Origin of the sequence: Actinophytocola sp. (assembly GCF_035942955.1) — a bacterium.
Classification (GTDB): domain Bacteria; phylum Actinomycetota; class Actinomycetes; order Mycobacteriales; family Pseudonocardiaceae; genus DASYTH01.
On record NZ_DASZCQ010000129.1, the window covers coordinates 1 to 11,646 of the forward strand.

Here is an 11,646-nt window from a genome sequence, read left to right on the forward strand (position 1 = left end):
GGGGTGGGGCGCGGGGTGTGGGATCTGCGGGGACCGGGCCGGCTCGGGATCGGGGCGGGGGTGGGGACATGACGGTGCGTGGGCGTGTCGGTGGAGTGGCGCGCGGGGTGTGGAGGGTGCGGGGGTTGCGTTGGGTGGGGGTCGGGGTCGGGTTGGGGGTTGCCGTGCTGGCGTTGCGGGAGCGGTTGCCTTCGGTGGGGGCGGTGTCGGAGTCGTTGCGGGTGGCCGATGTGCGGTGGCTGGGCGTGGCGGTGGTGGCCGAGGCCGTGTCGATGGCCATGTTTGCGCGGCAGCAGCGGCGGTTGCTTGGGGCGTTCGGGGTGCGGGTGGCGCGGCACCGGGCGTTGGCGCTGGCGTACAGCCGGTCGGCGATCGCGATCGTGGTGCCGGCGGGGTCGGCGGTGTCGGCGGCGTATGCGTTTCGGCAGTTTCGCGTTGACGGGGCGAGTCGGCGGGCGGCGGCGACGGTGATGGTGCTGTCCGGGTTGGTGTCGTTGGTCGCGCTGGTGCTGCTGTACGTGACGGGGGCGTTGGGGGCGGTGGCGGTGCGGATGGTCGCCGCGTGGCAGGAGCATCCGGCGGTGGTGGAGGCGGCGGGTGCGATGGTGGTGGCCGGGGTGGTGCTGGCGGTTTTCCTTGTCTGGCCGCCGCTTGCGGCGCGGGACAGGCGGCTCGGGGGGCCGGGGTTGTTGGGGCGGGCGCCGCGGATGTTGCGGCCGGTGGTGGAGGCGATCGGGGAGGCCAGGTCGGTCGGGGCCCGGCACTGGGTGCTGGCGCTGGGCGCGGCGATGGCGAACTGGTCGACCGATCTGCTGTGCCTTGCCGCGGCGGCGCGGGCGTTTCGGCTGCCGGTGGACCTGGTCGCGATCGGGGCGGTGTACCTGACCGTGCAGGTGGTGCGGCAGGTGCCGCTGACCCCGGGCGGGATCGGGGTCATCGAGGTGAGCTTGCTCGCCGGGCTGGTGTCGGCGGGAGCGGGTGAGGCGGCGGCCGCGGCGACGGTGCTGGCCTACCGGCTGCTGTCCTGCTGGTTGATCATCCCGGCCGGGTTCATCGGCTGGCTGGTGTTGCGCCGCCGCCCGGTCAGATCGGATACGACGCGCCCTGCCGAACAAGCACCGCGTCCCCCGGATACTCCGCCCGCGCCTCGGCGAACACCGCTTCGGCCTCGGTCCATGGCGGCACGTGTGTGACCAGGAGCCTGGCGGCACCGGATCGCTTGGCCAGTTCCCCCGCCTCCTTGCCGGACAGGTGCAGCCCGGATGGCCGGTCGTCGGCGTGGGTCCAGGACGCCTCGGCGAGCAGAACGTCCACTCCGGACGCTAGATCGACCAGCCCGTCGAACAGTCCGGTGTCTCCCGTGTAGACGAACGAGCGGCCGCCGTGCGAGATGCGGAAGCTGTACGACTCGGGCGGATGGTTGGCCCGGATCACGGTGATCTCGAACGGTCCTATATGGACACTCCCGGGCGACAACGGGTGGAAGGTGTACACATCGGACAGATCGGTCTGCAGCCGGTCGGCCTCGTCCGGGCTGTACGCCGCGGTGAACCGGCTGGGCGCCTCACTGGGCGCGTACACCGGGAGCGGGTTCACCCGCGGATCCCGCGACGGCGCCGAGTGGTAGCGGCGCAGCACGGTGAGGCCGGCGAAATCCGAGCAGTGGTCCGGATGCAGGTGCGAGAACAGCAGGGCGTCCAGACTGAACGGATCGCGGATCGCCTGCAGGGCCGCGAGGGTGCCGGTGCCGAGCTCGATCCCGAGCAGGAAGCCGCCGGCTTCGAGCAGGTAGCCCGAGGTCGGGGCGTTGGGTCCGGGGGCGCTGCCGGAGCACCCGAGCACGGTCAACAACACGGTGCACAGCGTGACATATCCACCTCGACTCCGGGATCACGTTCGCATCAAGGGAGTCATGGAACCGAGGTCGGGCCCGAGGAACCGGCGGGCGAGGCGGGCGAAGGGCTCGGCGGGACCGGTGGCCAGCAGCTCGTGCTGAACCGGTTCGGTGCCCGGCTCGGCGAGCAGGTCGCGCTCGGTCAGCACGCGCACAACGTCCTTTGCGGTCTCCTCCGCACTGGACACCAGCGTCACGGCGTCGCCGAGCACGATCTGCAGAACGCCGGTGAGCAACGGGTAGTGCGTGCAGCCGAGCACCACAGTGTCCACATCGGCCTGTTGCAGCGGCTCGAGGTAGGCCTGGGCGAGCCCGAGCACCTGCCGGCCCGACGTGATCCCCCGCTCGACGAAGTCGACGAACCGCGGGCACGCGGCTGCGGTGACCACGACGTCCCTGGCCGCGGCGAACGCGTCCTGGTACGCACCGGAGCGGACGGTCCCGCTGGTACCGATCACGCCGATCCGGCCGCTGCGGGTGGCCCCGACCGCCCGGCGCACCGCGGGCACGATCACCTCGATGACCGGGATGTCGTAGCGGTCCCGCGCGTCCCGCAGGCACGCCGCCGACGCGTTGTTGCACGCGATGACGAGCAGCTTCACTCCGCCGGCGACCAGCTCGTCGGCGATCGCCAGCGCGTGCTTGCGCACCTGGTCGATCGGCAGCGGGCCGTACGGACCGTTGGCGGTGTCGCCGACGTAGCGCAGCCGCTCCCCCGGCAGCTGGTCGGCGATCGCGCGCGCGACCGTGAGGCCGCCGACGCCGGAGTCGAACACCCCGATCGGTGCGTCCGGGCTCACTCGGCAATACCCCCGGGCACGACCGGATCCGGCGCCGCGGCGGTCCGGCTCGCGGCGCGCCGGCCGGCCATGGCCACCAGCCAGGCGGCCAGCACCCCGGCCCCCGCGCCGAACAGGTGACCCTGCCAGGAGACGCCAGGGTCACCGGGGAGCACCCCGAACAGCATGCCGCCCCAGTACAGCAACAGCACCGCGGCCACGCCGATCTGCAGCACGCTGCGGGTGAAGATGCCGCGCACCAGCAGGAAGGCCAGCCAGCCGAACGCAAGGCCGGACGCGCCGACGGTCACCCCGTCGCCACCGGTTAGCCACACGCCGACGCCGCTGACCAGCCAGATCGTCAGCGTCACCGCGATCCACCGGCCCAACCCGCCGGCCATGGCCAGGAAACCGAAGATCAGCACGGGCAGCGTGTTGGCGAGCAGGTGGCCGAAACCGCTGTGCAGCAACGGCGCCCAGGCAATCCCGTCCAACCCGGACAGCGACCTCGGCACGATGCCGAACTGGTCGAGGTCCGCCGGCAGCACCACGTCGATCAGCTCGATCAGATACAGCAACGCGGTGAACCCGGCGACCACGATGGCCGCCTGCTTGGCGTTGGCGGGAAGGATCCGGTGTACGGCCGTGCTCACCGGCTTGGCTGGCAATGTGTCCACGTCACCGAGGCTACGTGGCCGCCCCGACCGCGGAATCAGGTGAAACCCCTGATGTTGCCCCCGGGTCGCGACGGCGGCGGGCCGGAGCCAGCAACGCGAGCAGGAACGTGAGCGCGACCGCACCGGCGGCCCACCACGAGGCGACCCGGGTGGCCCGGCTGAAGTTGTCGGCCTCGGCGATTGCGGCGGCCCTGGTGAACGCGTCGGCGCCCTCGCCGGTGGGGCACCCGGGCGGGGCGACGGTCGGGTCCACGGAGCCCGCCCTGGTGACGTAGCAGTGCGTGAACCGCGCGACGGCGGCGTCGACCGCCTCTGAAGTTTCGCCGGCCGTGACCAGCTCGCGGCGCAGGTCGTCGGTGGCGGTTCCGGCGGCCGCGGCCGCGTGCGACCCGAGCGCGCCGAACAGGGCGACCCCGACGATGGCGATGCCGAGCGCGTTGCCGATCCGCTGGGCGGTGTTCACCAGGCCGGCCACCGAGCCGGATTCCCGCTTGGGCACCGATTCCAGCGCGATGTCCACATTGGGCGCGATCGTGAAGCCGTTGCCGAGACCGACCAGGAACAGCGCGGGGATCAGGGCCGCGCCGGACCGCGTGAGCGCCACCGTGATGATCACACCGACCGTGCCGGCGACCGCGAGGCCGGAGCCGAGCAGCAGCACGCCGCGGCCGAGGCGGGCGTGCGCCCGGTCCGACAGCGCGCCGCCGATCACCGAACCGGCCGCGAACGCCGTCAGGATCAGCCCGGCGGCCAGCGCCGACCGGCCGAGCCCGAGCTGCAGGTGCAGGGACAGCATGAACAGCAGCCCGATGAACCCGGTGAAGTAGGTCAGGCCGATCGCGGCGCCGGCGGCGAGCGAGCGGATCCGTAGCAGCCGCAGGTCGAACAGCACCGCCTGGCCGTTACGGATCCGGCGCAGCTCCCACCGGACGAACAGCGCGACGACCGGCACCGCGGCGGCCAGGCACAGCCACGTCCAGGCCGGCCAGCCGGCCGCGCGGCCCTCGATGAGCGGGACGGTGATCAGCGAAAGGGCAAGGGCGACAAGGACGACGGCGACGCCGTCCAGCGCGCCGCCGCGCCCCCGGGTCGGCGGCAGCAGCCGGGCCGCGAGGAGCACCGCGACCACCCCGATCGGGACGTTGATCAGGAAGATCGGCCGCCAGAGCAGGCTCGCGACGTCGGCCTGGACGAGCAGGCCGCCGAGCAGCGGGCCGGCCGCCACCGACACCCCGGCCACGATGCCGTACAGCGAGAACGCCCGGCCCCGCTCGTGCCGCGGAAACCCGACCTGGATGATCGCGACGATCTGCGGGTTGATCAGTCCGGCCGCGACGCCCTGCGCCACCCGGGCCGCGATCAGCTGCCCGGGGGTCTGGGCGATGCCGCACAGGGCCGAGGCGGTGACGAAGCCGAGCATGCCGAGCACGAACAGCCGGCGGTAGCCGAAGCGGTCGCCGAGCCGGCCGCCGGGAATCAGGGACAGGCCGAACGTCAGGGCGTACCCGCTGACCACCCACTCGACGGACCCGTAGCTCGCGCCGAGGTCGAGCTGGACGGACGGGATCGCGACGTTCACGATCGTGGCGTCGAGCAGGATCATGAACGCGCCGGAGAGCACGACGGTCAGCGATACCCAGCGCCTCGGATCGGCGGTCGGGTCGGCCGTTCGGGGCGGTGCGGGATGTCCCATTGGGCCGATTGTCCGCGTCCGCAAGGAACTTGCGCTTGAGCGCCGGTCACGTGCGCAGGAGGCTGGTGAGCCGGTCCAGCGAGCGCTCCATGCCGCGGGCCACGTCCTTGGTGCCGAACAGCTTCATGACCAGACCCTTGATCGCGCCGGCCGGCTCTTGGCGGCTGCGCAGGCGGACGGTGGTGGCCGCGCCGTCCGGCTCGAGCTCGATGCGGAACTCGGTCGACTCGGCGAACCTGGGCGCCGGCTTGCCGTCGAGGCGCTCGGCGACGTGCCGCCAGGCGAGCAGCCGGTTCGGCTCGTAGCCGGTGATCTCCTGATCGACCTCGGCGTGCTTGCTCCCCCACCGGCCGTGCTGGGTGCGCAGCTGGCCGACGCCGGTGCCCGAGCGCACCTCGACGCGCTCGGCGAAGGTGAACCACTCCGGCGCGCGGCCGGCATCCGAGACGATCTCCCAGACCTTGTCCACCTGCGCGTCGACGCGCGCCTCCCGGACAATCTCGATCACGCATGCCTCCTCGGGATATGATGTGCACAGGATGAACAGTTCAGACCCTGAACGTTTCGAGAGACTGTACCGTCGGATCTGGGGTGCGCTCAACCGTCCGGACGACCCGGATCTGAGCCAGCACGAGCGGCAGGTGCTGCACCACGTCGTCGGTGACGGGGTGGCGCTGAGCTGGCTCGCCGGGCACCTGGGACTGCCCAAGAGCACCACCTCAGTGCTGATCAAAAGCCTGGCGGCGCGGGGATTCGTGGAGCGGGCGCGGGATCCGGCCGACGAGCGCCGGCTGGCGATCAAGCTGACGGCCAAGGGGCGGCGGACCGTGGAGCGGGACACGGTGCTGCGACCGGACGCGCTGGCCAAGGCCATGGCGAAGCTCGACCGGAATACCCGCAGGGCGTTGCTGGAGGGTCTGGAACGACTGGCCGAAGCGGCCGAATCCTGATCGTCACGCAGGGCTCCGGCGAGGTCGGCGACGGGAACGCGTCACCCGGCTGCACGAAGGCGGAACACGGCTTCCCGAAGGCGAGACACGCCGGGCCGGGACCGGTTGTCCACAGGAAGTGGGGGCATTAGGCCCAGAGGTGGCCGTCGAGGCGGGCGGCGGCCTCGTCGAGGGTGCCGCTGTAGGCGCCGGTGGACAGGTACTTCCAGCCGGCGTCGGCCACGATGAAGGCGACGTCGGCGGTTTCGCCGGCGCCGGCGGCCTTTTCGGCGACGGCGAGGGCGGCGTGCAGGATGGCGCCGGTGGAGATGCCGGCGAAGATGCCCTCGGTCTCCAGGAGTTGGCGGGTGCGGCGCAGGGCGTCGTAGGAGCCGACGGAGTAGCGGCCGGTGAGCACCTCCGGGTCGTAGAGCTCGGGGACGAACCCCTCGTCGAGGTTGCGCAGGCCGTAGACCAGCTCACCGTAGCGCGGCTCGGCGGCGATGATCTGCACGTCGGGCTTGTGCTCGCGCAGGTAGCGGCCGACGCCGACGAGGGTGCCGGTGGTGCCGAGGCCGGCCACGAAGTGCGTGATCGTCGGCAGGTCGCGCAGGATCTCCGGGCCGGTGGACTCGTAGTGCGCGCGGGCGTTGGCCGGGTTGCCGTACTGGTAGAGCAGGACCCAGTCGGGGTTGGCCTCGGCCAGCTCCTTGGCCCGGCGCACGGCCTCGTTGGAGCCGCCCGCGGCCGGGGAGAACACGATCCGCGCGCCGTAGGCCTGCAGCAGCGCCCTGCGCTCCTCGGAGGTGTTCTCCGGCATCACGCAGACCAGGCCGTAGCCCTTGAGCTTGGCCGCCATGGCCAGCGCGATGCCGGTGTTACCCGAGGTGGGCTCGAGGATGGTGGCGCCGTGCCAGAGCCGGCCGTCGCGTTCGGCCTCCTCGATCATGGCGAGGGCCGGGCGGTCCTTGATCGACCCGGTCGGGTTGCGGTCCTCGAGCTTGGCCCACAGTCGCACGCTCGCCGACGGGGCGAGCCGGGGCAGGCCGATCAGCGGCGTGTCGCCCAGCGCGTCGAGCAGCGAGTCGTAGCGCGCCACGGGTTCGGGTCAGCCCCCGGCTACGGCGGGCAGGATCGTCACCGTGTCGCCGTCGGACACCTTGGCGTCCAGGCCGCCGGAGAACCGGACGTCCTCGTCGTTGACGTAGACGTTGACGAAGCGGTGCAGCGACCCCTCCTTGACCAGGCGCGCCTTGAGTCCGCCGTGCGTGGCCTCCAGGTTGTCGATGATCTCGGCCAGCGTGCTCCCGGTGGCCGCGACCGTCTTCTGGCCACCGGTGTGGGTGCGCAGAATGGTCGGGATGGAGACGGTGACGGCCATGTAGAACCTCCGTTGGGGCGTCAGGACTCGACCACGTCGATGGGCTCTTCGGTGACGACGCCGTCGACGATCCGGTAGGACCGCAGCTCGTAGTCGTCCGGGTCGCGTGTGGACACCAGAACGTAGTGGGCGTCCGGCTCGGCGGCGAGCGAGATGTCCGTCCGGGACGGATAGGCCTCGGTCGCCGTGTGCGAGTGGTAGATGACGACCGGCACCTCGTCGTTGGCTTCCAGCTCGCGGTACAGCTTGAGCAGGTCCGTCGAGTCGAACTCGTAGAACGTCGGCGACCGGGCCGCGTTCACCATCGGGATGAACCGCTCGGCCCGATCCGATCCGGCCGGACCGGCGATCACGCCGCACGCCTCGTCCGGATGATCACGGCGGGCGTGCGCCACGATCGCCTCGACCAGATCACGGCGTAACTGCACGGTTCCATCCTAGAGGTTGGATTGATCCGTCCCACGCTGTGAGAACCGCACATCGCGGTACGCGGGCAGGTCGGGCAACGAGGTCGCGGCGAGGATGCCGTTGACCATGGCGCGGGCGAAGGCGTCCGCGGCGGCGGTGCACAAACCGTCGAGGGCGGCGGCGCGGGCCATCGGGGCGAGCGGGGCGTCGGCCGGCACGAGCGGGCGGGCCCCGGTGGCGGCGGCGAAGATCGTGTCGCCGTCGAACATCGAGTGCGCCGGACGCACCGTACGGGCGAGGCCGTCGTGGGCGGACATGGCCAGGCGCAGGCATTCGGCCTTGCTCAGCTCGGCGTCGACCGCCACGACGCCGATCGTGGTGTTCAAGCCGCGAGCTTGTGGGTCTGCCCAACCCTCGGGCAGGCCGACGTACTCCCCCATGGCGTTGACCGCGGCAAGGGCGCCGACCGTGAAGCCGTCCACCTCGACGCTCGCGGTGCCGAGGCCGCCCTTAAGCGAGCCCACCTTGGCACCCGTGCCGGCGCCGACGCAGCCCCGCTCGACCGGTCCGTCGGTCGCCGCCACGCAGGCCCGGTAGCCGAACTCGGCGTCCGGCCGGTTGCCCCAGGCGCTGCGGGGCAGGTCGAACAGAACGGCCGCCGGCACGATCGGCACCACCTCGTGCGGCTCGACGCCCACCCGGAAACCCCGGTCGTGCTCGGACAGCCAGCGCATGACGCCGTCGGCGGCGGCCAGCCCGTAGGCGCTGCCGCCGGTCAGGCAGACCGCGTCCACCTGCTGCACCAGGTTCTCCGGGCGCAGCAGATCGGTCTCGCGGGTGCCGGGCGCGCCGCCGCGGCCGTCGACCGAGCCGACCGTGCCCTCCGGGAAGAGGATCACCGTGGTGCCGGTGGCCCAGCCGTCGCCGATCCGCTGGTGGTGCCCGACCCGCACGCCGTCGACGTCGGTGATCGCGTCGTGGCGACCGGTCATATGTCGTCCCCGGCGATCGCCTGCACCAGGCTCTCCTGCATCCAGGTCAGCCAGTGGTACACGCCGAGGTGCGGGGCGCGGGGATCGTCGGCGGGCAGCTCGTCGGGCATGTCCTCGGTGACGTCGAGGGCGGTGCCCAGCGCGAGGCGGACGTCGTTGAGCGCGGACAGCCAGCCCTCGGCCTGCTCGAGCGACAGCCGGACCTTCCCGCCGTTCTCCGGGCAGGTGCGCAGCACAAGGCCGGCCACCCCGGTCTTGGCGTCGAGCAGCTCCGGCTCGTGCAGCGAGCGCAGCGCCGCGGCCGAGTCGACGTCGGCCTGGTCGGGCGCGTCGTCGTCGAGCCGGTGGAAGTCGGGCAGCAGCCGGGACAGGATCGGGTCGTCGGGCGGGGTGGCCGGCCCGGTGCGGATGCCGGTCAGCTCGGCCAGCTCGTCCCGCGGCGCCTCGGCCGCCCTGGCCCGCAGCATGTCGTCGATCTGCGCGACCAGACCGCGCAGCACGGCCGCCTCGTGCCGGTCGAGCTGCGCCATAACCGTGGCGCCCGAGCGCCGCCAGCCGTTCACCTAGGACTCGTGCTGCATGGTCGCCCACAGACCCGCCGCGTGCAGCCGCGCGACGTCGCCCTCCACCTTCTCCTTCGATCCTGAGGAGACGATCGCCTTGCCCTTGTGGTGGACGTCCAGCATCAGCTGGGTCGCCTTGTCGCGGCTGTAACCGAACAGCTTCTGGAACACGTAGGTCACGTACGACATGAGGTTGACCGGGTCGTTCCAGACGATGGTCTGCCAGGGCCTGTCCTCGACCGGGAGGTCGGCAGAGGTGGGTTCAACCTGTGAATCTTTCTGCTCGACAGGCGTAGACATACCTCAATACTGGCATGTCTAGGCTCCAGTCATGCGGGGACCTACCAGCACGGCTTTGCTGACCGACCACTACGAGTTGACCATGCTCGACGCGGCGTTGTCCGACGGTACCGCGCAGCGGCAGTGCGTGTTCGAGGTGTTCGCCCGCCGGCTGCCGGCCGGGCGCCGGTACGGCATCGTCGGCGGGACCGCGCGCGTGCTGGACGCCATCCAGCGGTTCCGGTTCGGCGAGGACGAGTTGCGCCTGCTGGCCGAGAACCGGATCGTTCACCCGGACACGCTGGACTGGCTGGCCAACTACGCCTTCCACGGCGACGCGGACGGCTACCCGGAGGGCGAGCTGTACTTCCCCGGCTCACCGCTGTTCACGGTGCGCGGCACGTTCGCCGAGGCCGTGCTGCTGGAGACGGTGGTGCTGTCGATCTTCAACCACGACAGCGCGATCATGTCGGCCGCGGCCCGGATGGTGAGCGCCGCCAACGGCCGGCCGATCATCGAGATGGGCGGCCGGCGCACGCACGAGGACGCCGCGGTGGCCGCCGCCCGCGCGGCCTACCTGGCCGGGTTCGCCAGCACCTCGAACCTGGAGGCCGGCCGCTCCCACGGCATCCCGACCGCGGGCACCTGCGCGCACGCGTTCACCCTGCTGCACGACAGCGAGCACGCCGCGTTCACCGCGCAGGTCAAGCAGCTGGGCACGATGACGACGCTGCTGGTCGACACCTACGACATCACCCGCGGGATCGAGACGGCGATCGAGGTGGCCGGGCCGGAGCTCGGCGCGATCCGGATCGACTCCGGCGACGTCGGCGTGCTGGCCAGGCAGGCACGCGAGCAGCTGGACCGGCTCGGCGCGCGGAACACCAAGATCGTGGTGTCCGGGGACCTGGACGAGTACGCGATCGCGGCGCTGCGGGCCGAGCCGGTGGACGCCTACGGGGTGGGCACCTCGCTGGTCACCGGCTCCGGCGCGCCGACCGCCGGGATGATCTACAAGCTGGTCGAGGTGGACGGCCGGCCGGTGGCCAAACGCAGCTCCCACAAGGAGTCCAGGGGCGGGCGCAAGGCGGCGATCCGGCGGCACAAGTCCACCGGCACCGCGCTGGAGGAGGTCGTCTACGTGGTCGGCGGGACGGACCCGGAGCCGGGCGAGCACGACCGGCGGCTGCAGGTGCCGCTGCTGCGCGGTGGCGAGCCGGTGGCCGACCCGCCCACCCTGGAGGAAAGTAGGCAGCGGGTGCGGCAGGGCCTGGTGAGCCTGCCGTGGGAGGGACTCAAGCTGTCCCACGGCGAGCCCGCCATCCCGACCGTGCACGTGGACCAGTGAGGGCTTCCGACCTAGCGAGGGCGGGCCCGAGGTCCGCCCGAGTGGCCGGACATACGCAACCGCCGGCCAACAAAGGAAAGTAGTGTGACCAGGGCAGCCCTCACCCTGAATGTCACAGGAGGGATGGCCGTGGGCAAGGCACTGATCGTGGTCGACGTGCAGAACGACTTCTGCGAGGGCGGCTCGCTGCCGGTCGTCGGCGGGGCGGCGGTGGCGGCGGAGATCAGCGGGCACATCGGGCGCGGCGGCTACGACCACGTGGTCGCGACCCGGGACTACCACGTGGATCCCGGCGACCATTTCAGCCGGACGCCCGACTTCGTGAAGTCCTGGCCGGTGCACTGCGTGGCCGGCACGCCGGGCGCGTCGTTCCATCCCGAGCTGGACGTCGCCGGCATCGAGGCGGTGTTCTCCAAGGGCGCGCACGCGGCGGCGTACTCCGGGTTCGAGGGGTCGGCGCCGGACGGCCGGTCGCTGGCCGACTGGCTGCGCGCGCACGACGTCTCCGCGGTGGACGTGGTGGGGATCGCCACCGATCACTGCGTGCGGGCGACGGCGCTCGACGCCGCACGGGCGGGCTTCGCCACCACCGTGCTGCTGGACCTGACGGCCGGCGTCGCACAGTCCACTGTGGACTCGGCGGTGGCCGAGCTGCGGGCGGCCGAGGTCGGGCTGGCGGGTGCGCCCCGGGTGGGCTGAGTCC

Annotated in this window: 15 protein-coding genes; 4 read left to right on the plus strand and 11 right to left on the minus strand. The window is 72.0% G+C overall.

Annotation, left to right across the window (positions count from 1 at the left end):
* Positions 1–116: 116 nt before the first annotated feature.
* Entirely contained in the window at positions 117–1,193 is a 1,077-nt protein-coding gene (locus VGX25_RS12905) for a lysylphosphatidylglycerol synthase transmembrane domain-containing protein (RefSeq protein WP_326917949.1), read from the plus strand.
* Here the strand turns inward: VGX25_RS12905 and VGX25_RS12910 are convergent.
* The 5 genes from VGX25_RS12910 to VGX25_RS12930 are packed head-to-tail and all read right to left on the minus strand — an operon-like array spanning position 1,084 to position 5,551.
* Positions 1,084–1,854 (minus strand): MBL fold metallo-hydrolase, encoded by a 771-nt coding sequence (locus VGX25_RS12910; protein ID WP_326917950.1) that lies wholly within the window; start codon positions 1,852–1,854, stop codon positions 1,084–1,086. The two genes, VGX25_RS12905 and VGX25_RS12910, sit on opposite strands and share 110 nt — an antisense overlap.
* A 36-nt stretch (positions 1,855–1,890) precedes the next feature.
* Entirely contained in the window at positions 1,891–2,694 is an 804-nt protein-coding gene (gene murI, locus VGX25_RS12915) for a glutamate racemase (RefSeq protein WP_326917952.1), read from the minus strand.
* Positions 2,691–3,350, minus strand: a complete 660-nt coding sequence (locus VGX25_RS12920) for a rhomboid family intramembrane serine protease (RefSeq protein ID WP_326917953.1) — start codon at positions 3,348–3,350, stop codon at positions 2,691–2,693. Before VGX25_RS12920 ends, murI begins: the two co-directional genes overlap by 4 nt.
* Before the next feature lie 10 nt (positions 3,351–3,360).
* The gene (locus VGX25_RS12925; protein ID WP_326917954.1) at positions 3,361–5,043 is read right to left on the minus strand and encodes an MFS transporter; all 1,683 of its coding nucleotides are present in this window, start codon (positions 5,041–5,043) and stop codon (positions 3,361–3,363) included.
* Positions 5,044–5,089: 46 nt separating this feature from the next.
* On the minus strand, positions 5,090–5,551 hold the full coding sequence (locus VGX25_RS12930; protein WP_326917955.1) for an SRPBCC family protein: 462 nt from the start codon (positions 5,549–5,551) through the stop codon (positions 5,090–5,092).
* Between the two features lie 31 nt (positions 5,552–5,582).
* Here VGX25_RS12930 and VGX25_RS12935 point away from each other — a divergent pair, with 31 nt between their 5' ends.
* On the plus strand, positions 5,583–5,993 hold the full coding sequence (locus VGX25_RS12935; RefSeq protein WP_326917956.1) for a MarR family winged helix-turn-helix transcriptional regulator: 411 nt from the start codon (positions 5,583–5,585) through the stop codon (positions 5,991–5,993).
* 127 nt (positions 5,994–6,120) lie between these two features.
* On the opposite strand, the gene VGX25_RS12940 is transcribed toward VGX25_RS12935, so the two are convergent.
* Genes VGX25_RS12940 through clpS form a run of 6 tightly spaced genes read right to left on the minus strand, consistent with a single transcriptional unit; the run spans position 6,121 to position 9,616 of the window.
* On the minus strand, positions 6,121–7,071 hold the full coding sequence (locus VGX25_RS12940) for a cysteine synthase (RefSeq protein ID WP_326917958.1): 951 nt from the start codon (positions 7,069–7,071) through the stop codon (positions 6,121–6,123).
* Between the two features lie 9 nt (positions 7,072–7,080).
* A complete protein-coding gene (locus VGX25_RS12945) occupies positions 7,081–7,353 on the minus strand; it encodes a MoaD/ThiS family protein (protein WP_326917960.1) in 273 nt (90 codons plus the stop codon).
* 20 nt (positions 7,354–7,373) lie between these two features.
* Positions 7,374–7,781, minus strand: coding sequence for a M67 family metallopeptidase (locus VGX25_RS12950; RefSeq protein ID WP_326917961.1), 408 nt, complete (start codon positions 7,779–7,781; stop codon positions 7,374–7,376).
* Positions 7,782–7,790: 9 nt separating this feature from the next.
* Positions 7,791–8,753 (minus strand): P1 family peptidase, encoded by a 963-nt coding sequence (locus VGX25_RS12955; protein WP_326917962.1) that lies wholly within the window; start codon positions 8,751–8,753, stop codon positions 7,791–7,793.
* A complete protein-coding gene (locus VGX25_RS12960) occupies positions 8,750–9,316 on the minus strand; it encodes a DUF2017 domain-containing protein (RefSeq protein WP_326917963.1) in 567 nt (188 codons plus the stop codon). The genes VGX25_RS12955 and VGX25_RS12960 overlap by 4 nt, the downstream gene beginning before the upstream one ends.
* Positions 9,317–9,616 (minus strand): ATP-dependent Clp protease adapter ClpS, encoded by a 300-nt coding sequence (gene clpS, locus VGX25_RS12965; protein WP_326917964.1) that lies wholly within the window; start codon positions 9,614–9,616, stop codon positions 9,317–9,319. It lies immediately after the preceding gene.
* Between the two features lie 31 nt (positions 9,617–9,647).
* On the opposite strand from clpS, the gene VGX25_RS12970 reads away from it, so the two are divergent.
* Both VGX25_RS12970 and VGX25_RS12975 read left to right on the plus strand, forming a co-directional pair.
* Positions 9,648–10,943 (plus strand): nicotinate phosphoribosyltransferase, encoded by a 1,296-nt coding sequence (locus VGX25_RS12970; protein ID WP_326917965.1) that lies wholly within the window; start codon positions 9,648–9,650, stop codon positions 10,941–10,943.
* A gap of 129 nt (positions 10,944–11,072) precedes the next feature.
* On the plus strand, positions 11,073–11,642 hold the full coding sequence (locus VGX25_RS12975) for an isochorismatase family protein (RefSeq protein WP_326917966.1): 570 nt from the start codon (positions 11,073–11,075) through the stop codon (positions 11,640–11,642).
* The last annotated feature ends 4 nt before the right edge of the window (positions 11,643–11,646 follow it).